This window comes from Pseudomonas sp. CC6-YY-74 (assembly GCF_002025205.1).
GTDB classification, from domain to species: Bacteria; Pseudomonadota; Gammaproteobacteria; order Pseudomonadales; family Pseudomonadaceae; genus Aquipseudomonas; species Aquipseudomonas paeninsulae.
The window spans coordinates 4,886,660-4,911,393 of sequence record NZ_CP019947.1 but is presented as its reverse complement, the minus strand read 5'-3'; the positions used below and the strand labels follow the sequence as shown (position 1 = coordinate 4,911,393).

Annotated in this window: 25 protein-coding genes and 2 pseudogenes; 13 read left to right on the top strand and 14 right to left on the bottom strand. The window is 63.5% G+C overall.

Annotated elements, in window-relative coordinates; translation table 11 throughout:
- Positions 1-14: 14 nt before the first annotated feature.
- On the bottom strand, positions 15-647 hold the full coding sequence (locus B2D37_RS22345) for a TetR family transcriptional regulator (RefSeq protein WP_079204746.1): 633 nt from the start codon (positions 645-647) through the stop codon (positions 15-17).
- A 230-nt stretch (positions 648-877) separates the two neighbouring features.
- Here B2D37_RS22345 and B2D37_RS22340 point away from each other — a divergent pair, with 230 nt between their 5' ends.
- Genes B2D37_RS22340 through adeC form a run of 3 tightly spaced genes read left to right on the top strand, consistent with a single transcriptional unit; the run spans position 878 to position 6,615 of the window.
- A complete protein-coding gene (locus B2D37_RS22340; RefSeq protein ID WP_079204745.1) occupies positions 878-2,032 on the top strand; it encodes an efflux RND transporter periplasmic adaptor subunit in 1,155 nt (384 codons plus the stop codon).
- Between the two features lie 3 nt (positions 2,033-2,035).
- The gene (locus B2D37_RS22335) at positions 2,036-5,167 is read left to right on the top strand and encodes an efflux RND transporter permease subunit (RefSeq protein WP_079204744.1); all 3,132 of its coding nucleotides are present in this window, start codon (positions 2,036-2,038) and stop codon (positions 5,165-5,167) included.
- Positions 5,164-6,615, top strand: a complete 1,452-nt coding sequence (gene adeC, locus B2D37_RS22330; protein ID WP_079204743.1) for an AdeC/AdeK/OprM family multidrug efflux complex outer membrane factor — start codon at positions 5,164-5,166, stop codon at positions 6,613-6,615. The genes B2D37_RS22335 and adeC overlap by 4 nt, the downstream gene beginning before the upstream one ends.
- Before the next feature lie 86 nt (positions 6,616-6,701).
- On the opposite strand, the gene B2D37_RS22325 is transcribed toward adeC, so the two are convergent.
- The 9 genes and pseudogenes from B2D37_RS22325 to B2D37_RS22305 form a co-directional block, all read right to left on the bottom strand.
- On the bottom strand, positions 6,702-6,893 hold the full coding sequence (locus B2D37_RS22325; RefSeq protein ID WP_079204742.1) for a hypothetical protein: 192 nt from the start codon (positions 6,891-6,893) through the stop codon (positions 6,702-6,704).
- A gap of 92 nt (positions 6,894-6,985) precedes the next feature.
- A complete protein-coding gene (locus tag B2D37_RS22320) occupies positions 6,986-7,399 on the bottom strand; it encodes a DoxX family protein (RefSeq protein ID WP_079204741.1) in 414 nt (137 codons plus the stop codon).
- Positions 7,400-7,556: 157 nt separating this feature from the next.
- Positions 7,557-8,078, bottom strand: a complete 522-nt coding sequence (locus tag B2D37_RS24295; RefSeq protein WP_371915466.1) for a hypothetical protein — start codon at positions 8,076-8,078, stop codon at positions 7,557-7,559.
- A 59-nt stretch (positions 8,079-8,137) separates the two neighbouring features.
- Positions 8,138-8,629: pseudogene (locus B2D37_RS24290) on the bottom strand (FAD-dependent oxidoreductase); the annotation flags it as partial.
- Positions 8,577-9,755, bottom strand: coding sequence for a VTT domain-containing protein (locus B2D37_RS24285; RefSeq protein ID WP_371915417.1), 1,179 nt, complete (start codon positions 9,753-9,755; stop codon positions 8,577-8,579). The pseudogene B2D37_RS24290 and the gene B2D37_RS24285, both read right to left, overlap by 53 nt.
- 13 nt (positions 9,756-9,768) lie before the next feature.
- Entirely contained in the window at positions 9,769-10,143 is a 375-nt protein-coding gene (locus tag B2D37_RS23955) for a DUF3641 domain-containing protein (protein WP_256573219.1), read from the bottom strand.
- A complete protein-coding gene (locus B2D37_RS23950; protein WP_256573124.1) occupies positions 10,122-10,748 on the bottom strand; it encodes a radical SAM protein in 627 nt (208 codons plus the stop codon). The genes B2D37_RS23955 and B2D37_RS23950 overlap by 22 nt, the downstream gene beginning before the upstream one ends.
- A gap of 52 nt (positions 10,749-10,800) precedes the next feature.
- Positions 10,801-10,926, bottom strand: coding sequence for a hypothetical protein (locus tag B2D37_RS23945; protein WP_256573123.1), 126 nt, complete (start codon positions 10,924-10,926; stop codon positions 10,801-10,803).
- A gap of 69 nt (positions 10,927-10,995) precedes the next feature.
- Positions 10,996-11,526, bottom strand: coding sequence for a TetR/AcrR family transcriptional regulator (locus B2D37_RS22305; RefSeq protein WP_079204740.1), 531 nt, complete (start codon positions 11,524-11,526; stop codon positions 10,996-10,998).
- Between the two features lie 192 nt (positions 11,527-11,718).
- Here B2D37_RS22305 and B2D37_RS22300 point away from each other — a divergent pair, with 192 nt between their 5' ends.
- The 4 genes from B2D37_RS22300 to B2D37_RS22285 all read left to right on the top strand — a co-directional run bounded on the left by B2D37_RS22300 (position 11,719) and on the right by B2D37_RS22285 (position 15,000).
- Positions 11,719-12,417: a DUF2064 domain-containing protein gene (locus tag B2D37_RS22300; protein WP_218190351.1), complete on the top strand. Its 699-nt coding sequence runs from the start codon at positions 11,719-11,721 to the stop codon at positions 12,415-12,417.
- Positions 12,410-13,138: a TIGR04283 family arsenosugar biosynthesis glycosyltransferase gene (locus B2D37_RS22295; protein WP_079204739.1), complete on the top strand. Its 729-nt coding sequence runs from the start codon at positions 12,410-12,412 to the stop codon at positions 13,136-13,138. The genes B2D37_RS22300 and B2D37_RS22295 overlap by 8 nt, the downstream gene beginning before the upstream one ends.
- A 152-nt stretch (positions 13,139-13,290) precedes the next feature.
- Complete coding sequence (locus tag B2D37_RS22290; RefSeq protein WP_079204738.1) at positions 13,291-14,076, top strand: DUF547 domain-containing protein; 786 nt, start codon at positions 13,291-13,293, stop codon at positions 14,074-14,076.
- 186 nt (positions 14,077-14,262) lie between these two features.
- Positions 14,263-15,000 (top strand): flavodoxin family protein, encoded by a 738-nt coding sequence (locus B2D37_RS22285; protein ID WP_079205073.1) that lies wholly within the window; start codon positions 14,263-14,265, stop codon positions 14,998-15,000.
- Positions 15,001-15,096: 96 nt separating this feature from the next.
- Here B2D37_RS22285 and egtD read toward each other — a convergent pair whose 3' ends face one another.
- The gene (gene egtD / locus B2D37_RS22280) at positions 15,097-16,086 is read right to left on the bottom strand and encodes an L-histidine N(alpha)-methyltransferase (protein ID WP_079204737.1); all 990 of its coding nucleotides are present in this window, start codon (positions 16,084-16,086) and stop codon (positions 15,097-15,099) included.
- Positions 16,083-17,432 (bottom strand): SUMF1/EgtB/PvdO family nonheme iron enzyme, encoded by a 1,350-nt coding sequence (locus B2D37_RS22275; RefSeq protein ID WP_079204736.1) that lies wholly within the window; start codon positions 17,430-17,432, stop codon positions 16,083-16,085. The genes egtD and B2D37_RS22275 overlap by 4 nt, the downstream gene beginning before the upstream one ends.
- 311 nt (positions 17,433-17,743) lie before the next feature.
- On the opposite strand from B2D37_RS22275, the gene B2D37_RS22270 reads away from it, so the two are divergent.
- Together B2D37_RS22270 and B2D37_RS22265 are read left to right on the top strand one after the other, a co-directional pair.
- The gene (locus B2D37_RS22270) at positions 17,744-18,583 is read left to right on the top strand and encodes a DMT family transporter (protein ID WP_079204735.1); all 840 of its coding nucleotides are present in this window, start codon (positions 17,744-17,746) and stop codon (positions 18,581-18,583) included.
- Between the two features lie 131 nt (positions 18,584-18,714).
- A complete protein-coding gene (locus B2D37_RS22265; RefSeq protein WP_079204734.1) occupies positions 18,715-19,200 on the top strand; it encodes an LEA type 2 family protein in 486 nt (161 codons plus the stop codon).
- Positions 19,201-19,224: 24 nt separating this feature from the next.
- Here the strand turns inward: B2D37_RS22265 and B2D37_RS22260 are convergent, their stop codons facing one another.
- Complete coding sequence (locus B2D37_RS22260) at positions 19,225-20,052, bottom strand: AraC family transcriptional regulator (protein ID WP_079204733.1); 828 nt, start codon at positions 20,050-20,052, stop codon at positions 19,225-19,227.
- Between the two features lie 199 nt (positions 20,053-20,251).
- Here B2D37_RS22260 and B2D37_RS22255 point away from each other — a divergent pair, with 199 nt between their 5' ends.
- Together B2D37_RS22255 and B2D37_RS22250 are read left to right on the top strand one after the other, a co-directional pair.
- Positions 20,252-20,425, top strand: a complete 174-nt coding sequence (locus tag B2D37_RS22255; RefSeq protein ID WP_154067141.1) for a hypothetical protein — start codon at positions 20,252-20,254, stop codon at positions 20,423-20,425.
- A gap of 59 nt (positions 20,426-20,484) precedes the next feature.
- Positions 20,485-21,033: a cytochrome P460 family protein gene (locus B2D37_RS22250; RefSeq protein ID WP_079204731.1), complete on the top strand. Its 549-nt coding sequence runs from the start codon at positions 20,485-20,487 to the stop codon at positions 21,031-21,033.
- 90 nt (positions 21,034-21,123) lie between these two features.
- Here the strand turns inward: B2D37_RS22250 and B2D37_RS22245 are convergent, their stop codons facing one another.
- Positions 21,124-22,581 carry a cytochrome c3 family protein gene (locus B2D37_RS22245; protein ID WP_371915465.1) on the bottom strand — a complete coding sequence of 486 codons (1,458 nt, stop codon included), beginning with the start codon at positions 22,579-22,581 and terminating at the stop codon, positions 21,124-21,126.
- A 677-nt stretch (positions 22,582-23,258) separates the two neighbouring features.
- Between B2D37_RS22245 and B2D37_RS22240 the strand changes: the two genes are divergently transcribed.
- Positions 23,259-23,888, top strand: a complete 630-nt coding sequence (locus B2D37_RS22240) for a glutaredoxin (RefSeq protein ID WP_079204729.1) — start codon at positions 23,259-23,261, stop codon at positions 23,886-23,888.
- Between the two features lie 54 nt (positions 23,889-23,942).
- Positions 23,943-24,712 (top strand): annotated as a pseudogene (locus tag B2D37_RS22235) (phytanoyl-CoA dioxygenase family protein).
- Positions 24,713-24,734: the final 22 nt, after the last annotated feature.

The following is a 24,734-nucleotide window of genomic DNA, read 5'->3' as shown; positions in this document are numbered from 1 at the left end:
CAGCAAACGCCGCCTTACCTGCGCAGCGCCTGGCTTTCACGCAACATGTCGAGGGCGCTATCGACCAGCAGTTCGGCATCGCGCTGCAGTGAGAAGCTTTCCGGCACCAGCAGCCACTGGCTGAGGATGCCATCGATGTAAGCATGCAGGCAGATTGCCGCGCGTGCCGTGTCCAAGGTCGCCGGGAGTTGCTTGCGGTGGACCGCATTACGCAGCGACTGGTCGATGCGGCCGTTGCATTCCACGCTGTCGGTTTGACGCTGTTGCCGCAGGTCGCTCATCTCATCGGTGAGTTCGCAGCGGTGAAAGAGAATTTCGGTGATCCGCCGGGTTTTCGGATTCAGCGCCACCCGCTGCAACAAGGTGATCAGCAGCTGGCGCATGCAGCCCAGCGGGTCGACCTCATCCGGGCTCTCGCCCGCCTTGGCCAGTTCGTCCAGCGGCTCGTGCAAGCTATCCAGCATGGCCTGGATCAGGCCAGCCTTGTCCTTGAAATGCCAGTAGATCGCTCCGCGAGTGACGCCGGCAATGCTGGCAATTTCTGCCAGCGTGGTGCGCGATATGCCGCGCTCATAGAAAGCCTTTTCGGCCGCCTCGAGTATCTGGCTGCGCGTCTGCTGCGCCTCCTCTTTGGTACGACGAACCATGGCAGTAACCCTCAATCAGGATGGCTTCACGCAGCAAGCTGTTAGCAGGCAAGGCTTTCATTGAGCCTTTGGCTGAGTTTTACATTTTGTGCTTGTGCGTATTAAAAATCACTTACAAACATTCATGAACGTAAGTATATTGGTTAGCAGGCTACTTATCCAGCTTCTCCCCAAAATTTGTCACTGGCATTTTGCTCAAGCGTCTTGCCACGTTCCCGACCGAGGCTCCCATGCGATTCAATCCAGTTTCCCCTGCGCTGGTCACCGCCGTTGCCTTGAGCGCACTGCTCAGCGGCTGCCAACAAGAAGAAGCGGCCCCTGCCGCACCACTGCCTCAAGTCGGTGTAGTCACCCTGCAACCGCAAGCCTTTACCCTGACCTCCGAGCTACCGGGACGCACCGCCGCATACCGCATTGCCGAAGTGCGCCCACAGGTCAACGGCATCATTCTCAAGCGCCTGTTCACCGAGGGCCGCGAAGTAAAAGCCGGCCAGCAGCTTTACCAGATCGACCCCTCGACCTATGCCGTGACCCTGAAAAGCGCGCAAGCCTCGCTGCAGTCGAGTAAATCCCTGGCCGATCGCTACAAGCTGTTGGTCGACGAACAGGCCGTTAGCCGCCAGGAGTTCGACGAGGCGCAAGCCAAACGCCTGCAGGCGGAAGCCGTTGTGCAGCGGGCGCAGATCGATCTGCGTTACACCAAGGTTCTGGCGCCGATCGCCGGGCGCATCGGCCGCTCGGCGATCACCGAGGGCGGCCTGGTCAGCAATGGCCAGAGCAAGGCCATGGCGGTGATCCAGCAACTCGACCCGATCTATGTCGACGTCACCCAGTCATCGGTGGAGATGCTCAAGCTGCGCCGTGAACTGGCCAGCGGCCAGTTGCAGAAAGCCGGCGAGAATGCCGCCCGGGTCAAGCTGATCCTGGAGGACGGCAGCGAATACGCCGAGCTTGGCCAGCTCGAGTTTTCCGAAGTCTCGGTCGCCGAAGGCACTGGCTCGGTGACCCTGCGCGCGGTGTTCGCCAACCCGAATCACGACCTGTTGCCGGGCATGTTTGTCCACGCCCAGCTGCAGGCCGGGGTCAACCGCAAGGCGATCCTCGCCCCGCAACAAGGCGTGACCCATGACCTGAAAGGCCAGCCCACGGCACTGGTAGTCGGCCAGGACAACAAGGTCGAACTGCGTGAGCTCAAGGCCGACCGCACCATCGGCAATCAATGGCTGATCAACCAAGGCCTGAACAGCGGCGATCGCTTGATCACCGAGGGCCTGCAATTCATCAAGCCCGGCGACGAAGTCAGCGTCAGCGCAGCGAGCAATGTCCAGGCCGCCAAAACGCCGCTGGTCTCGAGCACCGCAAAAACTGACGGCCAGGGGGAGTAAAGCATGTCGAAATTCTTTATCGATCGGCCGATTTTCGCCTGGGTGATTGCCCTGGTCATCATGCTGGTCGGCGCGCTGTCGCTGCTCAAGTTGCCTATCAACCAATACCCGAGCATCGCCCCGCCGGCCATCGCCATCGCCGTGAACTACCCTGGCGCATCCGCGCAGACGGTGCAGGACACGGTGGTGCAAGTGATCGAGCAACAGCTCAATGGCATCGACAACTTGCGCTATGTCACCTCGGAAAGTAATTCCGACGGCAGCATGGCCATCACCGCCACCTTCAACCAGGGCACCAATCCGGACACGGCCCAGGTGCAGGTGCAGAACAAGCTCAACCTGGCCACCCCGCTACTGCCGCAAGAAGTTCAGCAGCAAGGCATCCGCGTGACCAAGGCGGTCAAGAACTTCCTGATGGTGATCGGCCTGGTCTCCCAGGACGGCAGCATGACCAAGGACGACCTGGCCAACTACATCGTCTCCAACATGCAGGACCCCATCTCGCGCACTGCCGGCGTCGGTGACTTCCAGGTGTTCGGCGCCCAGTACGCCATGCGCATCTGGCTCGATCCGGCCAAGCTGAACAACTACCAGCTGACCCCGGTGGATGTGAAAAACGCCATCACCGCACAGAACGTCCAGGTATCCTCGGGCCAGCTTGGCGGCTTGCCGGCCGTGCAAGGCCAGCAGTTGAACGCCACCATCATCGGCAAGACCCGCCTGCAGAGCGCCGAGCAATTCGACGCCATCTTGCTCAAAGTCAACCCGGATGGCTCGCAAGTGCGCCTCGGCGATGTGGCCGAGGTGACCTTGGGCGGCGAAAACTACGGTATCAGCGCCCAGTTCAACGGCAAGCCGGCCTCTGGCCTGGCCGTCAAGCTGGCGACCGGCGCCAACGCGCTGGAAACCGCCAAGGCCCTGCGCGCCACTATTGCCGAGCTGGAGCCGTTCTTCCCGCAAGGGGTGGAAGTGGTGTTCCCGTACGACACCACACCGGTGGTCACCGAGTCGATCTCCGGCGTGGTGTACACCCTGCTCGAAGCCATCGCCCTGGTGTTCCTGGTGATGTACCTGTTCCTGCAGAACTTCCGGGCCACGCTGATTACCACCATGACGGTACCGGTGGTACTGCTCGGCACCTTCGGCGTGCTCGCCGCCTTCGGTTTCAGCATCAACACCCTGACCATGTTCGGCATGGTGCTGGCGATCGGCCTGTTGGTGGACGATGCCATCGTCGTGGTGGAGAACGTCGAACGGGTCATGGCCGAAGAAGGCCTGTCACCGAAAGAAGCCACGCGAAAATCCATGGGCCAGATTCAGGGCGCGCTAGTCGGCATCGGCCTGGTCTTGACTGCCGTCCTGCTGCCGATGGCGTTCTTCAGCGGCTCCACCGGGGTGATCTACCAGCAGTTCTCCATCACCATCGTCTCGGCCATGGTGCTGTCGGTGCTGGTCGCGCTGATTTTCACCCCGGCACTCTGCGCGACCCTGCTCAAGCCGATTGGCAAAGGTGAGCATGCGCCCAAGCGCGGCTTCTTCGGCTGGTTCAACCGCAGCTTCGAGCGCGGCGTACAACGCTACGAGCGAGGTGTCGCGAGCATGCTGCGGCACAAGCTGCCTTACCTGCTGGCCTACCTGCTGATCATCGTCGGCATGGTCGTGCTGTTTACCCGCATCCCCACCGCCTTCCTCCCGGAAGAGGATCAGGGCGTGCTCTTCGCCCAGGTGCAAACGCCAGCGGGATCCACCGCAGAACGTACCCAGGTGGTGGTCGACGAGATGCGTAGCCACCTGCTCAGCGAAGAGGCGGATGCGGTCAGCTCGGTATTCACCGTCACCGGCTTCAACTTCGCCGGTCGCGGCCAGAGTTCGGGCATGGCCTTCATCATGCTCAAGCCCTGGGGCGAGCGCTCCGCGGAAAACAGCGTGTTCAATCTGGCGCAACGCGCGCAACAGCATTTCTTCAGTTTGCGCGACGCCATGGTGTTCGCCTTCGTGCCACCGGCGGTCATGGAATTGGGCAACGCCAGCGGCTTCGACGTGTTCCTCCAGGATCGCGCCGGGGTCGGCCACGACAAACTGATGGCCGCGCGCAACCAGTTCCTTGGCATGGCCGCGCAAAGCAAAGTGCTGGCGGGCGTGCGACCGAACGGGCTGGACGATGAGCCGCAGTACCAACTGAGCATCGACGACGAACGTGCCCGCGCCCTCGGCGTGACCCTGACGAACATCAACCAGACCTTGTCGATTGCCTTGGGTGGCAGCTACGTCAACGACTTCATCGACCGCGGCCGGGTGAAGAAGGTGTACATCCAGGGCCAGTCCAGCTCGCGGATGAGCCCGGAAGACCTGAACAAGTGGTACGTGCGCAACGACAGCGGCGAGATGGTGCCTTTCTCGGCCTTTGCCACTGGCGAGTGGATTTATGGTGCGCCCAAACTGACCCGTTTCAACGGGGTCGCGGCCGTGGAAATCCTCGGTACACCAGCACCCGGCTACAGCTCCGGCGAGGCCATGGCGGAAGTCGAAGCGCTGGCGCAGAAACTACCGGCGGGCATCGGCTTTTCCTGGACCGGGCTGTCCTACGAGGAGCGCCTGTCCGGTTCGCAAGCGCCGGCCCTGTATGCGCTCTCGCTGCTGATGGTGTTTCTCTGCCTGGCGGCCCTGTATGAAAGCTGGTCGATCCCGATTGCGGTGATGCTGGTGGTGCCCCTGGGCGTCATCGGCGCCCTCGCGGCCACCAGCCTGCGCGGGCTGTCGAACGACGTGTACTTCCAGGTCGGCTTGCTGACGACCATTGGCCTGGCGGCGAAGAACGCCATCCTGATCGTCGAGTTCGCCAAGGAACTGCACGAACAAGGGCGCAGCTTGACCGACGCGGCGATCGAAGCCTGCCGCATGCGCTTGCGCCCCATCATCATGACCTCGCTGGCGTTCGGCCTCGGCGTGGTGCCGCTGGCCATTTCCAGCGGCGCCGGCTCAGGCAGCCAGCACGCCATCGGTACCGGGGTGATCGGCGGCATGACCACCGCCACCATTCTGGCGATTTTCTGGGTTCCCCTGTTCTTCGTCAGCGTCTCTTCGCTGTTCCAGCGCAAGACGCGCACAACACTCGTCGAGGAGGCGGCCCAATGAACACGTCCTTAGCCTCCATCGCAGTCGCCACCCTGCTGCTCAGTGGCTGCTCGCTGATACCCGATTACCAGCAACCGCCTGCACCGGTGGCCAGCCAGTGGCCGCAAGGCCAGGCCTACTCGCCAACCGAGTCGGCCGACATCGCCGCCGCCGAACAAGGCTGGCGCCAGTTCTTCCGTGACCCGGCCTTGCAGCAGCTGATCGAAAGCGCCCTGGTGAATAACCGCGACTTGCGCATCGCCGCCTTGAATATCGAGGCCTACCGCGCGCAATACCGCATCCAGCGCGCGGACTTGCTGCCTGCGGTCAGCGCAGATGGCAGCGCCAGCCGGCAACGCCTGCCGGCGGACGTCGGGCAAACCGGCCGCGCCGGAATCAGCAGCCAGTACTCGGCAACACTCGGCGTCAGCGCCTATGAGCTGGACCTGTTCGGCCGCGTGCGCAGCCTCAGCCAGCAGGCATTGGAAACCTACTTGTCCAGCGAAGAAGCGCGGCGCTCCACGCAAATCAGCCTGGTCGCCAGTGTCGCCAATGCCTACCTGACCTGGCAGGCCGATCAAGCCCTGCTGGGGCTGACGCAAGACACCCTCAAGGCCTTCGAGCAAAGCCACCAGTTGACCGTGCGCAGTAATGCGATCGGCGTGGCTTCGGCGCTCGACTTGAGCCAGTCGCGCACCTCGGTCGAAAGTGCCAGGGTCAAACTGGCGCAATACCAGCGCCTGGTCGCGCAAGACCGCAACGGCCTCACCTTGCTCCTGGGCAGCGGCCTGCCGGCGGAACTGCCAGCCAGTCAAGCACTCGACGCCGACCTGCTCAGCCAGGTGCCGGCCGGCCTGCCGTCCGACCTGCTGCAACGCCGCCCGGATATTCTCGAAGCCGAGCACCTGCTCAAGGCCGCCAACGCCAATATCGGCGCGGCGCGTGCGGCGTTCTTCCCGCGCATCAGCCTGACCGCCAATGCCGGCAGCCTCAGCCCGGACCTCTCCGGGTTATTCAGCGGCGGCTCGGGCACCTGGTTGTTCCAGCCGCAGATCAGCCTGCCGATCTTCAATGCGGGCAGCCTGCGCGCCAGCCTGGATTACTCGAAAGTCCAGAAAGACATCAGCGTGGCCCGCTACGAGAAGTCCATCCAGACCGCCTTCCAGGAGGTTGCCGACGGCCTGGCGGCACGCCAGACCTACCATCAGCAACTGCAGGCCCAGCGCGATCTGGTCGAAGCCAATCAGGACTACTACCGCCTGGCTGAGCGCCGCTACCGCGTCGGCATCGACAGTAACCTGACCTTCCTCGATGCCCAGCGCTCGCTGTTCAGCGCGCAGCAGGAGTTGATCATCAATCGGCTGGCGCAACTGGCTAGCGAAGTGAACCTGTACAAGGCGCTCGGCGGTGGCTGGCGCGAACGCACCGGCCAGGCCGCACGCGTACCAGAGGCGCCAGCGGAGGGTTGAGGCTCACCCGCGCGCAGGTGCGGATCACGCAGAACCGGGGAACCGGCCCGTTCCGGCGACCGTGTCGATGAAAGGCTATGTCCCGGTTACGGGTTGATCGGTTTGCTGGGATGAACCGCGGGGTAGCGCATGCCGGACACGTAGCAGGTTCGGTTGAGAAGACTGAGGGGGCGGTCTTCGATGCAGCCTTTGCAGTCGGCTTGCAGGCTAGCCACGCCCATTTGCATGGTGACTGCTGACACTACCAAGGCGGCAATACCCAACGTGATCACGTGCATTGCGGTTACTCCAGCTCTTGGTGTAATGCCAATGCCAGCGGTTTTTGTGTGCTGACCCTGCTTGAGTCAGCACCTGAATGCCTGTTACGAATTTATTTGCCTGAAAAGCCGGCATCCAACGCCAGTCGGTCCTGGTCGCGGAAGGCGATCAGCAACAGGCTGCCGGCAAAGATGATCAGCGAGGGATAGAACAGCACGTTGCTGCCGTCGAATACCCAGCCCCAGGGATCGATCACCGACTGCATCACGGCAAACAGCGAGGCGCCGTTAAACAGCACTTGCGCCGGATAGACCCAGCGCCGCGCGAAACCCAGTACCACGGCCAAACCGACCAGCATCTGCAGCACGCCGCCGACACGCAGCACACTCTCGATACTGAGGAAGTCGAAATAGAACTTGTTGGCCACCGCCATGCCGTGCGCGACGTTGAACACTTTGTCGGCCCCCCAAATAACCAATAGCCAGCCAAGCGACAGGCGAAGGAACAACAGAGTCCAGATTTTCATAACGCACTTTCCTATTAGGACCGGGCTTGTGACTCGGCCTTAAGTTGCTACACGGCCGTCGTGGCGTGTAAGTGAGGGTGTTTCCAATATGGGCAAGAGGCCCCAGGCGCAGCGATCCTGCCGCTGCTGCTGACGCGCAGCACCTCGACCGGGGTGGTCACCCGGCCTTGTCATTAGCTGCCTGCTGGGTGCTAGCCGCGCCTTCAGCCGCGCCCAGGCGCCATTGATGGAACCTGGCCAGCCAGCGCAAGGCGCTGACCGGGGCATGGGCACGCTTCCATTCGCCGGCCACGTACTTGTTCGCCTCGGCCATCGTCGGGTAGATGTGGATGGTGCCCAGGACCTTGTTCAGCCCGTAACCGTGCTTCATGGCCGCGACGTATTCGGCGATCAGTTCGCCGGCATGCTCGCCGACTATGGTCACCCCGAGGATGCGGTCCTTGCCCGGTACGGTCAGCACCTTGACGTAGCCATGGGCGGCCTCGTCGGCAATCGCGCGGTCGAGTTCATCGATGCCGAAGCGGCTGACTTCATAGGCGATACCCTGATCCTTGGCATCCTGTTCGTTGAGGCCGACGCGGGCCACCTCGGGGTCGGTGAACGTCGCCCAGGGATCACCCGGTAATCGACCTTGAAGCGCTTGAAGCCGCCGAACAAACCGTTCACCGCCGCATACCAGGCCTGATGCGCCGAGGTGTGGGTGAACTGAAAAGGCCCGGTGACATCGCCCACCGCGAAAATATTGGGGAAGCGCGTGGCGAGGAACTCGTTGGTTTCCAGGGTGCCGTTGCTACGCACCTCCAGCCCGAGTTCCTCGGCGCCGAAACCCGTGACGTTGGCGACCCGACCCAGGGCCAGCAGCACCTGATCGAAGGCAATGTGCACTTCGCTGTCATCGGCCAGATTGAGGCAAACCATCTGCCGCTGGCCGTCAACCACCTCGAAACGCACCGCCTTGTGCTGCAAGCGCAGCTCGACGCCATCATGGCGCAGGCTGGCCATCACCGCTTCGCTGGCCTCGAGATCCTCACGAATCAGCAGGCGCTCGGTCATCTCCACCTGAGTCACCGCACTGCCGAGGCGCTGGAACGCCTGGGCCAGTTCGCAACCGATCGGCCCGCCCCCAGCACCAGCAAGCGCTTGGGCTGCTCGCGCAAATCCCAGACGTTGTCCGAGGTCAGTGGGCCACCAGCTCAATACCCGGAATCGTCGGCACCAGCGGCCGCGCACCGGTGGCGATGACGATGGCGCGCGCACTCAGGCTCTGACCATTGACCTCGACCGTCCAGGGCGAGGTGATCTTCGCCTCGCCCTGCAACACCTCGACACCCAGCTGGGTATAACGCTCGACCGAGTCATGCGGCTCGATATCCGCCACCACCCGCTGCACCCGCTGCACCCGCTGCATCACCGCGGCGAAATCCACCTCACCGGTGATCGGCTTGAAACCGAGCTGCTCGGCCTTCTTCAATTCGTTGGCCAGCTTGGCCGAACGCAGCAGCGCCTTGGACGGTACGCAGCCGGTATTCAGGCAGTCGCCGCCCATCTTGTGCTTTTCGATCAGGGTCACCTTGGCCTTCACCGCGGCGGCGATATAGGCCGACACCAGGCCACCAGAACCGGCACCGATCACCAGCAGGTTGCGGTCGAAACGCTTGGGCTTCTGCCAACCGGCGTAGACCTTGCGCGCCTTGACCAGCTCCAGCAGCTTGCGCGAGATGATCGGCAACAGGCCGAGCAGCACGAAGGCCCCGATCAATCCTGGCGAGAGGATGCCGGCCAGCGAATCGAGCTGAGCCAACTCACGGCCAGCGTTCACGAAGACCAGGGTGCCCGGCAGCATGCCCAACTGGCTAATCCACCAGAAGGTCCGCGCCGGCAACTTGGTCAGGCCCATGGCCAGGTTGATCAGGAAGAATGGAAACACCGGCACCAGGCGCAGGGCGAACAGGTAGGAAGCACCCTCGCGTTCGATGCCCTGGTTGATCCCGGCCAGGCGCTTGCTGAACTTGGCCTGCACCCAGTCGCGCAACAACAGGCGACTGCTGAGCATGGCCAGCGTGGCGCCCAGGGTGGAGGCGAAAGAAGCCAGCAAGGTGCCGCCCAACAAGCCGAACAAGGCGCCGCCGACCAACGTCATCAAGGCCGCACCCGGCAATGACAGCGCGGTGACCAGCACATAGAGCACGAAGAACAGGCCGCCTGACAGCCAGGGGTTGGCGAGCACCTGGGCGTTAAGAGCCACTTGCTGCGCCTTGAGGCTGGCGAGGCTGAGGTACTGGCCCAGGTCGAAGACGAAGAAACTGGTCAACAGCAACAGGATGATGGCCAACAAGGCCGACTTACGCGTGTCCATGCAGACAGCTCCTTTATTGATTTTGCAATGCGCCAGCACAGCTGGAACCCTGACCGGCGGTGCAGGCGTAGCAGTGATCGCGGGTGATGATGGGATTGCCGTGCAGGTTGGTGGCCTGCAGTAAGTCGCGCAGATGGGCACGGTCACGCCCGATCAATTCGGGCAGTGCCATCGGCAGCTCGAGCATCTGATTGAAGTCGCAGTCGTACAGATAGCCCTGCCAGTCGACACTGACCACGCTGCGACACATCAAGTCATCGAGGTTCTCCGGCCGGTAACTGTCGCGCAGCAACTGCATGTAACCGTTGAATTGCCCCTTGCTCACCAGGGTGCTGCCAAACCGCGCGATCGGCTGGTTGGTAATAGTCAGCAGATGGTTGAAGTGAATACCGAAGTCCTCAGCCAGATGCTCTTTGAACTCGGCTTCGAGCTGCGCCTGGGCGGCGGCAGATTGGCGCCTTGCGGGTTGAACACCAGATTCAGAATCAGGCCGCTACCCTCGACGCCATAGCCCAGCCGGTTGAGCTGCTTCAGGCCCTCGATGCTGGCATCGAACACGCCATCGCCACGCTGCTTGTCGACGTTCTCCCGCGAGTAGCAGGGCAACGAGGCAGTGACTTCCACCCCCTGCGCGGCGAGAAACTCGGCCAGGTCTGCATAACCCGGCTCACAGAGAATCGTCAGGTTGCAGCGGTCGATCACCCGCAGCCCTTCGCTGCGGGCGTACATCACCAGCTCGCGAAAGCGCGGGTGCATCTCCGGGGCACCGCCGGTGAGGTCGAGGGTTTGCACCGAATGAGTGGCGATAACCTGCTGCAGCAAGGCCAGGCTCTCGTCGGTCATGGCCTCCGTGCGAGTCGGCCCGGCATTGACATGGCAATGCAGGCAGCGCTGGTTGCACAGGTAGGTGAGGTTGATCTGCAGAGCGTGCAGTTGCGCGCGGTGAATCGCTGGAAAACTCAGGGCATTAAGCAGGGGCAAGGTGGGCAGCATGACAATCTAAACTCTTGGGAACTGTTGCTTTGAGAGCCGAAGCGGCTCTGCGTTACAAAACCGAGCCTTGCCAACGCTGTACAGCCGCCTGGTCGACGCCGCGTGCTGCCAGTCGGCCGAGCACGAGCTGGCTAGCGGTGAACGTCACATAAAAATCGAAGACAACGGCAGGGGTCATGCGGGGAACCTTATGGCAGAGCACGGCGCCCTCAATTACGGACTGATAGGTCCATAATACGTCAAAAAATTAGCCCAGGTTCGCCATGACCAGCTCGATAACTGTAAGCAATTCTTTCTGCTCCATGCCGGCCTTGGTCTGGGTGCGCAGGCCGCTCATCACACAGTGCATGTACAGCGCGCGCGCAGCGGGCGGTTGAGTGGCCGACACCAGGCCTGCATCTTGCGCCTGCTGGAAAGCCTGCTCGAACACCCCACGAAAACGCCGCGTGGCGAGGGCAATCAGGCGCTGCACCGCCGGGTCGCTGGTGGAGAATTCATTGGTCACGTTGACCAGCATGCAGCCGCGCGGCGTGGCTCGATCGGCGTCGTCGAGCACCGACAGCAGGCATTCATGAATGAACACCAGCGGCGACTCGGCCAGCTCCAGGCGCTCCAGCAGGTAGCGAGTGCGGCTCTCGACATACCGACTGAAGGCGGCTTCGAACAGGCTCTGCTTGTTGCCGAAGCTTTCATACAGGCTGCTCTTGGACAGTCTCGTCGCCTCAAGCAGATCCTGCAGGCTGGTGGCCTCATAGCCCTTGCCCCAGAAAAGCTGCATGGCAGCTTCCAGGACAAAGTCGGGGTCGAAAGATCTAGGGCGTCCGCGGTTCATGCGGCTGATTATGGACCGAGCATGTCTTAATTCAAAGGCGGAGCTACCCGCGCTGTAACAAAAGCTCAAGCAACGGCTCATAAGAGTGCCAACCTGGACAACCAGGTCTCACTCCACCGCAGAGACGGGAGCACTTGCTTGACTGACCGCCCTACCTCCGAAATCGCGCCTACCGCCGCCTGCTTGGTCCTGCTGTGCAAGCGCCCAGCGCTCGGCCATGCCAAGCAACGCCTGGCAGCGCAGCTGGGGCTGGAGCAGACGCTCAGGATCGCCCAGCACCTGCTCGACTGCGCCTTGGAGGATCTCCAGCACTGGCCAGGGCCCAAGGCACTGGCGCCGGATCACCCTCAGCACGTGGCCTGGGGGAAGTCCCTATGCCCCCTGGCCCTCTGCCTGGCGCAGCACCCAGGCAACCTCGGTCAACGCCTCAACGACCTGGACCGCCGGTTGCGCGCGCAGGGCCAGCAGCGCCTGCTGTTCATCGGCAGTGATTGCCCGGTCCTGCAGCCGAGTGACTACCGAACGGTGTGCGAACTACTCGACGCCCATGACACGGTACTGCTCAAGGCACGCGACGGCGGTGTCGTGTTGATGGCCTCGAACCGCCCATGGCCAGACCTGCGCGACCTGCCCTGGAGCACTGAGCACCTGGCCCAGGCGCTGGCCGACAAGTGCCAGGCTGCCGGGCATTCACTGGTACAGACCGGCGACTACTTCGACATCGATCACCAGGAAGATCTGCAGCTGCTGGCCCGCGCCCTCGAACCGGACACGCGCCCCGCACGACTGCGTTTGCGCGATGCCGTGCACGACCTCGGAATACCTGCGCATGCCTGATAAAACACCGATCAGTGTGATCATTCCCTGCTGGCGCGATGAGGCGTTACTCGGTCCCCTGCTGTCCCGCCTGCATCAGCTGGCCACGCGTTCCAGGCAAGTGCTGCAGATCATAGTGGTCGATGCCGCACGTAGCCCAAGCTGTAACCGCCTATGCCAGCAGCATGGTGCCCAATGGTTGCCGGCCACACCCTGCCGAGGCGAACAGCTGCGCCTGGGCGCTGAACACGCGCGTCATTCGATCCTGTGGTTTTTGCACGCCGATGCTCAGCTGCTGGGCAATCCCCTGCCGGACATACAGACGGCGGTGGCCTCGGGTGCGGTCGGCGGCGCCTTCGCCTTCCGCTTTGCCGGACCCAGCTGCTGGCAAAGCCGCTTGCTGGAACGCCTCATCGATTGGCGCAGCCGCTTCGGCGTGCCCTATGGCGATCAAGGCGTGTTCGTCGAAACCAGCGCCTACCTTGCCTGCGGCCAACACCGCCCCTGGCCACTGTTCGAGGAAGTGGAGCTGATCAAGCAACTGCGCCAATTGGGCCGCTTCGTGCGGATCGGCCAGGGTGTTCAAGTCGACCCAAGACGCTGGCAACGCGACGGCTGGTGGCGGCGCTCGCTGCATAACCGCCTGCTGGCACTCGCCTATGCGGTCGGCGTACCGGCTAGGCGCTTGGTTCGACTGTACGGCCAGCGCAACACATCCGCCTGCACGTCGAATAATCCCTAGCAGGCCGTTGAAAAACTACTGCGCTCGGCTATGCCGCGTTGAATTCAGCCTCAAAATGCTCATGTACAGCTCGTACACTGCGCTTTTTCGACTGATTTCGCCTTGCCTAGCCATCGCTCGCTACATTTTTCAACGGCCTGCTCGGAGCCTTCATGCGCACTCTGTTACTCAGCCTCATGCTCTGGCTAAGCAGTCCGCTGCACGCCAGCAACTTCGACCATGAACATGCGCAGTGGAGCCAACTGCTGGAGCAACACGTCGCCTGGGTTAACCAAGGGGTGGCCAGTACCGTCGACTATCGAGGTTTCCAACAGGATCAGGCTGAACTGGCAAGCTATCTGGCCACGCTGTCGAGCGTCTCCCGCCAGCAGTTCGACGGCTGGAGCCGTGATCGGCGCCTGGCCTTTCTGCTCAACGCCTATAACGCCTTCACGGTACAACTGATCCTCGACCACTACCCGCTGGAGTCGATCAAGGATATCGGCGGGCTGTTCAGCAGCCCCTGGAAGCAGGCGTTCATCCCTCTGCTGGGGCAAAGCCTGAGCCTGGACCAGATCGAGCACACACTGATCCGCGCGCCCGGCGTCTACGATGAACCGCGTATCCATTTTGCCGCCAATTGCGCCTCGGTCGGTTGCCCGGCCCTGCGCAGCGAAGCCTTCGTGGCCAGCACCCTCGACGGGCAACTGGAAGACAGCCAACGACGCTTCCTGAAAGATCGCAGCCGAAACCGTTTCGACCCGGCCAGCGGGCGTTTTCAGGTCTCTAAAATCTTCGATTGGTACGCTGAGGACTTCGCCAAGCGCTGGGGCTCGCTGGACAACTACCTGATCCAGCAAGCCCCCCTGCTCAGCCCTCCGGCACAGCGGCCTGCAGCCAATAGCACGCCCAGGATCGAGTTCCTCGACTATGACTGGTCACTTAATCAAGCCCGCTGAGCGAGGAGAGCGCCGAAATTGCGCGCCGGCATGGCCAACCTTTGCCGCGGGCAACGGTCAAATACCATTGTCTATTGCCGCTAACGACCTCGCGTGCGGCATGGCTGGCACCAGCCATCGCTACCGCCGCCCGAGCCACTAGTTGCAGGTTAAGCGCCTGCTGCATAAGCAAGGAGATGCATGACCATGAGCAAGCAATCACTGCCACCGGCCCAGTATGCGGATCTGCGCGCCGTGTTCATCAACACCACGCTCAAGCCTTCCCCCGAGCCCTCGCACACCGAAGTACTGATGGACGTATCCCAGGCGATCATGCGCGCGCAGGGGGTCAAGGTGGAGCACATTCGCGCCGCCGACCATGTGCTCGCTCCCGGCGTGCAGCCGGATATGACCGCGCATGGTTTCGAGCGCGACGATTGGCCCACGCTCTACGCCCGGGTGAAACAGGCGGACATTCTGGTGATCGGTTCGCCAATCTGGCTGGGGGAGCGCTCGTCGATCTGTTCCAGCGTGATCGAGCGCCTGTACGCCCAGTCGGCGGACCTGAACGACAAGGGGCAGTACGTCTATTACGGCAAGGTCGGCGGCTGCATCGTCACCGGCAACGAAGATGGCGTTAAGCATGTCGCCACCGGGGTGCTGTATGCCCTGCAGCATCTGGGCTACACCATCCCGCCGCAAGCCGACGCCGGTTGGATCGGTGAAGCCGGCCCCGGCCCCAGCTACGGCGACCGCCAGGACGATGGCAGTCGGGTCGGGTTCGCCAACGACTTTACCCAGCGCAACACCACCTTCATGACCTGGAACCTGCTGCACCTGGCTCGCCTGCTCAAGGATGCCGGCGGCATACCGGCCTATGGCAATTTGCGCGAGCAGTGGGATGCGGGCAACCACTTCGACCACCCCAACCCGGAATACCGTTAGGCGCCAACGGCGCTGTGCTGACGCTGGTGCGGCGCTGCGACTAGCCGGCTGATTTCAACGCCGCATAGTCGAGCGCAGTAGTTGTGCAACAGCCTGCTAGCGCTGCACCAGGGTCAGGGCGAACTGCGCGTCCTCATCGACCCAGGCTTGGCGACGGGCAAAGCCGGCGGCCGCCAACGAGCCGAACAGCCCGTCGAGGCTGTACTTGTACGAGCTTTCGGTCCAGATCGTCTCACCGTCGCGCATGCTCAGCTCGAGCCGCGCCTCGGCGATGCGAATCCGCTGCGTGCGGGTGCTGACCAGGTAGGACTCCATGCGTGATTCGGTGGCGTTCCACAGGGCGCGGTGCTGGAAACTGTCGAGGTCGAAATCGGCGCCCAACTCACGGTTGATTCGCACCAGCAGGTTGCGATTGAACGCGGCGGTCACCCCCAGCGGATCGTCATAGGCCAGCATCAGTTCGCGCTCGGGCTTGAGCAGATCGGCGCCCAACAGAAACAAATCCCCGGGTTGCAGCGCGCTGCGGATCTGGCGCAACAGTTCGTTGGCCTGCGGCGGATCGAAGTTGCCCATATTCGAGCCGAGAAACAGCAACAGCGTATGTCCCGCCTCCGCCTGGTTGCGCCTGAATTCGGCCAGGCCCGCCTCATAGGTGGCTTCATGGGTGATCACCTGGGTGGCCGGCAGCCCCACCAGCAACCCGGCTGCGGCGGACAGCGCGCTACGCGACACATCGACCAGATGCACGCGCAACTCCGCGCTGCCGGCATCCCGGGCCTGCAATACGCGGGCGAGTTTTTCACCGCTGCCAGCGCCCAACTCGACGGTGTCGGTGAGCGGTGCACAGGCGGCCAGAATGGCCCGCGCATGGGTCTTCAGCAGCCCGGTTTCGGCGCGTGTCACCCGATACCAGGGCAGCCGGGTGATGGCCTCGAACAGCGCCGAACCGAGGGCATCGTAGAGATAGCGGGATGGCAGCTGGCGCGGCGTCTGCGTCAGGTAGAAGGCGACATCCTCGGCAAACTGCTGGGTCGACACCTGATCGGCCGGCGGCCGCACAGACACCCGCGCCGACGCGGGGGTCATTGTCCCGCTCCGGCGACGCAGCGAAAGCTCGCGTACATATAGCGGTAACGCGCACGGAACCAGTTACGCAACGACGGCCTGAGCAGTTCGCTCACGGTCACCGGCGCCGCGCCCTTCATCACGAAGTGCTCGCCATCGAAGAACTCCGCCGAATACTCGGGATAGCACGCGCGCACCTCGAATCCGGGAAACGGCGCGAAGGCGCTCGCCGTCCACTCCCAGCCATTGCCGACCAGATCATCCACCCCCCAGGCGCTGCGCCCTGCCGGATGACTGCCGATGGGCTGCGGATCCCAGGCATGAAAGTCGAACACGCCGCGCGCGGCATCGGCCGGCGCATTACCCCAGGGATAGCGGCGCGGCTGGCCGTCCGGCGCACCGAACGCGGCCCGTTGATACTGCGCCTCGCTGGGCAGGCTCAGCCCGCGCCAGCGGCAGTAGGCCGAGGCCTCGGCCTGGCTCACCCACACCGGCCAGGCCGCGGGCAAGGCCATCAGATCGAACATCGCGCGCCACAGCCAACGCTCGCCGTCGCGCTGCCAGAACAGCGGATGGCAGATGCCCTCGGCGTTGATCCAGGTCCAATCTGCTGGTCGCCACCAGCGCGCATCGGCGTAGCCGCCGGCCTCGACGAACTCCAGGTAATCGGCATTGCTGACGTTGTGCTGCTGAATCCGAAATGCCGGCACCTGCTCGGCACAGGCCGGCATCTCGTTATCCCAGGCGAACGGCTCGGTTCCAGGGTCGACCCCCAGCGCGGCCTGGCCAGGCGGCACCTCGATCCAGGCCTGTGGCGGCGGCGCACCCTCGCTGCGCGGACGGTAGCCCGCGGGGCGGCGCTTCTGTTCGAGCGGCAGCTGATGCCACATGTACATCAGCGTTTCCAGGTGGGTGGCCTCGTGTTCGAGGATGCAGTGGGCAGCCTCGACCCGTTCGGGCGGCAGGCCATCCGCGCTAACCAAGTCATGCTCCGCCAACGCCGCCCGCACCTGTCGATCGGCCTCGGCGCAGAACGAATCCACTTCGTCGCGCCTGGGCCACCGGTCGGCCTCGTTGCCCCGCGCCCGGACGTTGCTGGAATCCTCATGCGGGTCGATGCCTCGGGCAAACAGCTGCTCGAGCCGTGCATCGATGCTCGGGCGCCCCAACCCCTGCTTGACCAGCGTATTGAAGCTGAACGCCGGAATGTGGCCTTGATAGAAGACGACGGGATTACGCAGCGCGATTGGACGACTGTAATAGGCCTCGTCGGTAATCAACCCAAACAGCTGGGCGGAGCGCTCACGGTTACGGTTGTACCAGGGCAATAGCCCGGGTCGCTCGGCAACAGGAATCGGTCTGGACATGAACGGCCTTCATCATTCGATGGGAGAGTAGGCAATTACTATCTATAGGCCGGTGGCCAAGCTCAAAGGTTCACATCGGCTCACCTCAACCAGGCGCCAAGCATTGGCCAATCCAGCAAATCCACAAGCAAAGCGTAGCCCACTCGCGCGCAGAACCCAGGCCCGTCGTCGGGCGCTGCGCACCCGTGGGCGCCGTCCGGGCGGCACCCTCGTCTCTCCAGAGCGAGCCTGGACAGCGCACGCCCGCTCTATGTTTAGATAGCCCGACTCTGGCTGGCGCCCCCGCCAGACTGCATACACCCGGATGGCCCATGACCGCTCGAACCCTGCTGCTGACCGCCCTGGCCATGCTCGCCTTTGCCGGCAACTCGCTGCTGTGCCGCCTGGCGCTGAAAGACACCGAGATCGACGCCGCTAGTTTCACCAGCCTGCGTATCGCCTCCGGCGCCCTCACCCTCTGGCTGTTGCTGCGCCTGCGTTCAGGCAACGGCGCCCTCGCCGGCAGCTGGTTCGCCGCTGGCGCCCTATTTGCCTACGCGGCGGGGTTTTCCTTCGCCTACATCCACCTGGACGCGGGCGTCGGCGCGCTGCTGCTGTTCGGCGCGGTGCAGATCAGCATGCTGGCCTGGGGCTTTTATCGCGGCGAGCGCCTCAGTCTGCTGACCGGCGCGGGCCTGCTTCTGGCCCTCGCTGGCATGCTCGTCCTGCTGTTACCCGGCGCCAGCGCGCCGGCCTTGGGCAGCGCACTGCTGATGCTGTTGGCTGGCGTGGCCTGGGGCGCCTATTCGCTGCTCGGCCGTGGCGTCGGCGATCCACTGGCCGCCACCGCCGGCAACTTCCTGCGCGCCGTGCCGTTGGCCGTGGTGGTCAGCGCGTTGCTGCTCAGTCGCCTCAGCTGGGATGTGCCGGGGTTGATCTACGCCCTGCTTTCCGGCGCCCTCACCTCGGGCATTGGCTACGCCATCTGGTACACCGCCTTGCGCGAGTTGCGGGCGTTCCAGGCCGCCACCGTGCAACTCAGCGTGCCGATCCTCGCCGCCCTGGCCGGCAGTCTGTTGCTCGACGAGGCCTTGAGCCTGAGGTTGTTGCTGAGCTCGGTCGCCGTACTCGGTGGCATCGCCCTGGTGCTGGGCGCCAAACAGCGCGGGTGAGGCATCGCGCGCCAGGTCGGTTGCGCGGACGCCGCTCAATCGATTCCGGCAAACCGCGCGAGCGACTGAGCAAAACTCATCCGCGACTGTCTTCTATCCTGTAGCCACAGCCCCCAACGGAATCTCACGCCATGTCCATCAGCGCCTCCCACCTGACCCGCGCCCTGCTCTACAGTCTGCTGCTGTTCAGCCTGGCGGCGTGCAGCAGCCTCGGCCTGCGCGACCCTCTGCGCATCGACCTGGTCGGCCTCGAACCACTGGCCGGCGAGGGCCTTGAGGTGCGCTTCGCGGTGAAGCTGCGGGTGCTCAACCCCAATGACACGGCCATCGACTACAACGGCGTGGCCCTGGACCTGGCAGTCAACGGCCAGCCGCTGGCCAGCGGGGTGAGCGACCAGCGCGGCCAGGTGCCGCGTTTCGGCGAGGCGCTGATCAGCGTGCCGGTGAGTATTTCCGCGTTCTCCGCCATGCGTCAGGCCTGGGGCGTGGCCGGCTACCAGCCAGGCCAAGGCCTGCCCTATGAGCTGCACGGCAAGCTGGCCGGCGGTTTGTTCGGGACCTCACGCTTTACCGACAGCGGCACCCTCAACTGGCCAGAGCCCGCGACCGTGCCGTAACCGGCCATTGCAGCCAGACCCTCCTCAAGCCTGCATCAGGCTCTTCAGCCAGTCCCGTGGCGACAAGCCGCAGCAGCGACTGAACACCCGCGACAGCGCTTCCGGGCTGGCATAACCGACTGCCGGCGCCACCAGGCCCATGGGCTTGCCATGCTTGAGCAGGCTCTTGGCCAGGCTCAGGCGCCACTCCGTCAGGTAGCCCAGCGGCGTCATGCCGACCGCCTCGCGAAAGTTCACCGCGAAGCGCGCCCGCGACATGCCAGCCCGCTGCGCCAGGCTTTGCAGGGTCCAACCGGCTTCCGGTTGTTCGTGCATGGCGTTGATCGCCTTGGCCAGGCGCGGCTCGGCCAACCCGGCGAGAATCCCCGCCTGCAACAGGTTGGCATCCATGGCGTGGCGCATCAGCAGAATCAACACGTACTCGACCAATCGATCGATGGCCGCCTGGCGCCCACAGTGATCGGCGAAGGCCTCGTCGAACAGCAAATTCAACACCGGTTCCAGGCTAGGGATCTGCGCCAGCGGCACCAGCATTTCGCCAGGCAGGGTACGCACTAAGGGGTTACCCAGGCCGCCGCCAAAATCGAAGGTGGCGCTCAGCAGCTCAGCCCCCGCCAGCTCTTCGGCATGCAGACGGTGGCTGCTGGGCCGGGGGAACAGCAGCAACGACGGTTGCTCTATCAGGTAACTGCGTATCTGTGGCCCGGAGACCCGCAGGGTGCCACGGCGCAACAGGTGCAGATAGCCGACGCTGCCGCCGTCGAACTGTTCGGAGAAGCCGCACAGCGGCCCGCTGTGGAACACCTTGGCGCTCAGGCTGAAACGGGCAAGCAAGGGAGAGAGACGGTCCATTCGATACCATCGGCTAGATTTAGAAGACTATTCATCATCACTAATATCGACTTCTCGGTCAAAGTGGATATCAAAGTCTCACCACTAGCCGAAGGAAACTCAGCGTGCCCGTATCGCGCCCGTTGACCTCACGCACACCGACGCACAAACCGCTGCCACGCTGAAGGCGCACATCGCCGAACTGGCCACGCGCGTGCTGGTGCAACGCGGATGCATCAGCGACAGCGAGTTGCTCGCCGCCCGCGAGGACGGCTTGGATGACGGCCTGATCCTCGCAGTCGTGGCTCAGGTGGCCCTCCACGTGCTGACCAATTTCACCAACAATCTGGCCCACACCGACATCGACTTCCCGCCGGTCAACGCCGCGTTGTAACGGTTCGGTGGCGCCAAGACGGGCGCCGCCGTTTCTCGTCCCCACAGAGGAGCATCCTCATGAAGACCCTAGCGTCCCTCGCCATCGCCCTCGCCAGCCTCAACGCCAGCGCCGCGGATCTGGCCGAGCACACCTTCAGCACCTACGTGAATGACCAAGGCGAAATCAGCCTGCCCGCCGATGCCCGCAAGAGCTGGAGCCATCTCGGTTCCTGGCTGGTGGCCGACGAAAAGGCGCCCGGTTATGGCTTCCATGACGTCTACAGCCAAGCCGAAGTAGTCGAGGCCTACCGCCAGACCGGCGAGTTTCCGGACGGCGCGGTGCTGATCAAGGAAATCCGCAAGGTCGAGCACGGCATGCAGACCACCGGCCAAGCCCAGTGGGCCGGCGATACCGCGGTCTGGTTCGTGATGGTCAAGGACCGCCAAGGCCGCTTCCAGGGCAACCCGCACTGGGGCGAGGGTTGGGGCTGGGCGCTGTACGAAGCGAAGAACCCGGCGCTGAATGTGTCGAAGAGCTTCGAGGAAACCTGCAAGGGCTGCCACGTCCCGGCCCAGCAGAACGACTGGGTGTTCAGCCAAGGCTACCCGACACTGAACAAGCCTTGAGCCGAGGCACTGGCGTGCCGACCCGGCAGTTCGGCACGCCTTTCAGCTCGCGTGATCGCCCCCTCGCTTACGTTGCGCACACTGACAGGGCTACGGCTCGCCTGCAGCGGCACTGGCCAGCGCCCTCGACAAAGGCACGCGTTGGGTGACGCTGGTCATCTGGGTAATCTCCACCTGCATCTCGCCTGCGCCCAGCAGGAAGTCGGCGAGCTTCTGCGAGAACGGCCAGTAGTTCAGGTGCGCGGTCAATGTCAGCGGCCCGACCGCGTCGGCCGGTACCTGAAAAGTGAACTCACGGACGATGTAGCCCTTGGGCAGGATGCGGTTATCCGAGAGAATTTGCGTGGCGTTCCAGACTTCGATATCCAGCTCGTTACCGTCCTTGTCGCCCAGGTGCACCTTGAAATTTCGCGTGTCCTCCTCGGTTTTACCGTCCTTCACCGCGCCCAGACGATAAATCTCACGACCCGTGGCATCGCGCACCTGAAAATCAATCCAGATCTCCCGCCCTTCCGGGAAGCCGGTCGGCAGTTTGTGTCCGGCGCCGACATTGGCCACCTTGACCGCGACCGTGGTGTATTGCCCTGGCAGCATGTCGGGAGGCAGGGGCTGAAACTGAATGTGCGCCGCGCTCGCCAGCATGTCGCGCGCACGCTGCGCGGCTTCGTGCTGGCCGAGATAGCTGAGCACCGTAGCGTTGGCCCCGCTGAACCAGTGCGAGGCGACCCGCTCACGGTCTGGTCCCATGATCGCGGCCTTGCCGGCAAAGCCCGGCATATGGCAGTCCTGACAGGTCTCATCGTTGAGGCTGTAGGGGCTCTCCAGCCATTCGTCATAGGTGCGTTCGACCGCCACGCTGCTGAAGGGATGGGTGACGTTGTGGCAGGTGGCGCAAAAGTCCGAGCGGGTGTGCAGCGCCGAATACACGGTGTCGTGATAAGGCGAAATGGCATCCCGGCGCGGGCCGAACTTGGTCGACTTGCCGTTCACTCGCGGGCTCATGACATAGGCGCCGTTATCCAACCCGGTGCGCGCACTAATGTTGTGACATGTCTCGCAATCGACCCCCGGCATCGGGTGGTTCTTGGCGCTGTCTTCGATCGAGGAGCGATTGACCTGCGAGGTGATCTGCCCGGTGGTGAGGCCGATCGGCGAGTGACAGCCGGTGCAGAAGTTATCCACCTTGCCCTCGGTGGCCTCGCTGGCCATTTTCAGCAAGGCCCGGTAGACCGGGTCGTCCCAGGCCTGGGACATCATCGACGTACGCCACTGCTTGTAGATCTCGACATGGCAAGTGCCGCACACCTGAGCATCATCGAAGTCCTTCACATTCAACACCAGATTGCCCGTGGTGTTGGCCCGGTGCGGAAAGAACGGCATGGCGCTCATCACACCCGTGAGCTTTGAACGAGCCGGCTCCAGCCATTTTTCATTGCCCGGCTGCTCGTCGCCCACCGCCATGTCGAAGGCCACCAGAGTTGCCAGCAGCGTTGCGGTCAGTAGCAAACCCAACGAATAGAGAAAATGTATGAACGCTGAATTAAGCAAGCGTGTGGTCAGCGGCCGCTCTTCGGGCGCACCCGCTTCGGCACGGATCACTGTTGCTGGAGCCTGCTCTGCCCTCCCCGCTACCCTGCCCATCGCACCACCTCCCTCAGCGCGACTTCGCCAGGCCACAGTCGCCACACGCGCTGCCGAATACTGCAGACAACACGAACCACTCGCGCCATCTACTCGCATGAGCAGGCTTTAGAAAAGGCGCCAATAGAGACCGGGATTGGCCCAGACAGACTTCGCACCATTGCCCTAGCAGCGCACCAGCCTGGATACCCGTCTCAAGCGCATGAAACACTCGTATTTACCTGAGCGTCCATAAGGTATTAGTTCCCAGAGACGGAGTAGTCAATATTTCGACAGTTTCCTTAATTTAAAACTCTTAACCCCTAACGACTTGATAAATCAAACTATTACAAAATATAAATACAAACAGACTGAGGCTTATAGCCAATCAAACGGACTGTTCCCGGGCGTCCATTGCCCTGGGCATGCAGAACGCTGTCGGTGATGTCCCCTATCGGCATGTTCTGGACCTGCTGCGCGCGAAGGTGGAGGACCAGCAGCTTGGCGGAACGCCACAGGCCCGGCCGGTAGACCGGAAGCGGCAGAATTGTTCTTGGCTATTCTCAAACCAGGGCCTGTTCCCTGCTACGTCCAAAGGCATGAACATGAGCAGTGCAGCCGTTCGTATCACCCTCTATCGCTGGGCCGGCGCCTTCGGCCCCTTCAAGATCAAAATCCCCTGCGGCGAGTGCGCCCTGACCCGCGACGTGATCAGCGATACCCTGGCCAACGAGCTGGCGGACATACCGGTCGACCTGCAGACCCGCGACTGGTTGAGCCTGTGGTGGCAGCCGCTGCTCAAGGGCGGCTGGCATGCGCCCATCGTGATGGTCGAGGGCCGGGTGATCAGCCAGGGCAATGCGCTCAACCGCGGCGTGCTCACCGAAGCGGTGATCGCCCTGCACGCCGGCCGTACCCCCGCGACCGGCCACCACCTGTTCGGCAAGGAAACCTGCCCCCACTGCCAGCGCGCCAAGGGCTACCTAAAGGCGGCGGAGATCGATTTTCGCTATCACGACGTGGTCAAGGACCCGCGCGCGCTCTACGAAATGCTGGCCCGGGTCAAGCCGCTGGTGGGCCCCAGCACGCCGATCAGCGTGCCGCAAATCTGGCTGGATGGTCGTTATATTGGCGGCGCCGATGCCCTGAGTGAGCGCCTGCACAGCAGCGTGGAGGCCAACCCCGAACGTGGCCAGTCGTCCCTGTCGGCGCATGACCTGACCCGTAAACCCTAACGCGTGGCCTCACGGGCAGTAGGCCACGCTGCCAGGCGCGGAGGAATCGACAGCATGTCCAGCCGTAGCGTTGCCCGCGAACTGACCGCCGAGCGCTTGCAGGTCATGCATGCGCAGGGCTTCGTGCTGTTACGCGGGTATTGAGTCCAGCCCAGGTCGGTGAACTGCGCGCCGCCATCGACCATCTGCGTCCGCAACACTGGGACTACAGCGGCCTGGTCGACCACTACAAATGCGTGTTCAACCGCGATCCGTTCTGGCTGCCCTACCTCGACCCGCCGGGGGTGATCGAACTGGCCGAGGCGGCCCTCGGCGCCGATTGCCACGTGATCGGCCAGACGGCCTGGCGCTGTCACCCCGGTTTTATCGGTGCCGAGCTGCACCTCGACTACCTGGCCATGCAGCTGCCGCCAACGCTGCTGGCCGACCCGGCCTTCCAGCTGCCCATGCAGATCTGTACCGCGCAGCTGTACCTCGACGACATCGACGCCGACCTCTGCCCGACCCTGGTGATAGCCGGCAGTCACCGCGCCGGGCGCCAGCCGCTGGCGGGCGAAAGCCAGTGGCAGGGCCAGGCCGCGCAAGCGCTGCTGTGCCGCGCCGGCGATGTGCTGATGTTTCGCAGCGAGCTGTGGCATGCCAGCAGCCACAACCGCACGGCGGACCGCACGCGCTACCTGCTGCAGGTGCATTACGGCCGACGCATGGTCGCGCAGAAGTTCTCGCCCTACCTGACGTGGTGCTTCGCCCCGGAGGTGTTGGCCGCCTGCACGCCCCGCCAGCGCCGGCTGCTGGGCGAGCACGAGGAGGCGGAGTACGACTGAGCGCCCCGCAACCCTGCCGCAA

Excerpts from the sequence above, each read along its gene's own strand:
- B2D37_RS22345 (WP_079204746.1), bottom strand. The coding sequence starts at position 647 with ATGGTTCGTCGTACCAAAGAGGAGGCGCAGCAGACGCGCAGCCAGATA.
- adeC (WP_079204743.1), top strand. The coding sequence starts at position 5,164 with ATGAACACGTCCTTAGCCTCCATCGCAGTCGCCACCCTGCTGCTCAGT.
- B2D37_RS22270 (WP_079204735.1), top strand. The coding sequence starts at position 17,744 with ATGACCGCTCGAACCCTGCTGCTGACCGCCCTGGCCATGCTCGCCTTT.
- B2D37_RS22340 (WP_079204745.1), top strand. The coding sequence starts at position 878 with ATGCGATTCAATCCAGTTTCCCCTGCGCTGGTCACCGCCGTTGCCTTG.
- B2D37_RS22325 (WP_079204742.1), bottom strand. The coding sequence starts at position 6,893 with ATGCACGTGATCACGTTGGGTATTGCCGCCTTGGTAGTGTCAGCAGTC.
- B2D37_RS22275 (WP_079204736.1), bottom strand. The coding sequence starts at position 17,432 with ATGTCCAGACCGATTCCTGTTGCCGAGCGACCCGGGCTATTGCCCTGG.
- B2D37_RS22290 (WP_079204738.1), top strand. The coding sequence starts at position 13,291 with ATGCGCACTCTGTTACTCAGCCTCATGCTCTGGCTAAGCAGTCCGCTG.
- B2D37_RS22285 (WP_079205073.1), top strand. The coding sequence starts at position 14,263 with ATGAGCAAGCAATCACTGCCACCGGCCCAGTATGCGGATCTGCGCGCC.
- B2D37_RS22250 (WP_079204731.1), top strand. The coding sequence starts at position 20,485 with ATGAAGACCCTAGCGTCCCTCGCCATCGCCCTCGCCAGCCTCAACGCC.
- B2D37_RS23950 (WP_256573124.1), bottom strand. The coding sequence starts at position 10,748 with ATGCTGCCCACCTTGCCCCTGCTTAATGCCCTGAGTTTTCCAGCGATT.
- B2D37_RS22320 (WP_079204741.1), bottom strand. The coding sequence starts at position 7,399 with ATGAAAATCTGGACTCTGTTGTTCCTTCGCCTGTCGCTTGGCTGGCTA.
- B2D37_RS22265 (WP_079204734.1), top strand. The coding sequence starts at position 18,715 with ATGTCCATCAGCGCCTCCCACCTGACCCGCGCCCTGCTCTACAGTCTG.
- B2D37_RS22240 (WP_079204729.1), top strand. The coding sequence starts at position 23,259 with ATGAGCAGTGCAGCCGTTCGTATCACCCTCTATCGCTGGGCCGGCGCC.
- B2D37_RS22335 (WP_079204744.1), top strand. The coding sequence starts at position 2,036 with ATGTCGAAATTCTTTATCGATCGGCCGATTTTCGCCTGGGTGATTGCC.
- B2D37_RS22260 (WP_079204733.1), bottom strand. The coding sequence starts at position 20,052 with ATGGACCGTCTCTCTCCCTTGCTTGCCCGTTTCAGCCTGAGCGCCAAG.
- egtD (WP_079204737.1), bottom strand. The coding sequence starts at position 16,086 with ATGACCCCCGCGTCGGCGCGGGTGTCTGTGCGGCCGCCGGCCGATCAG.
- B2D37_RS22305 (WP_079204740.1), bottom strand. The coding sequence starts at position 11,526 with ATGCAGCTTTTCTGGGGCAAGGGCTATGAGGCCACCAGCCTGCAGGAT.
- B2D37_RS22295 (WP_079204739.1), top strand. The coding sequence starts at position 12,410 with ATGCCTGATAAAACACCGATCAGTGTGATCATTCCCTGCTGGCGCGAT.
- B2D37_RS23945 (WP_256573123.1), bottom strand. The coding sequence starts at position 10,926 with ATGACCCCTGCCGTTGTCTTCGATTTTTATGTGACGTTCACCGCTAGC.
- B2D37_RS24285 (WP_371915417.1), bottom strand. The coding sequence starts at position 9,755 with ATGGACACGCGTAAGTCGGCCTTGTTGGCCATCATCCTGTTGCTGTTG.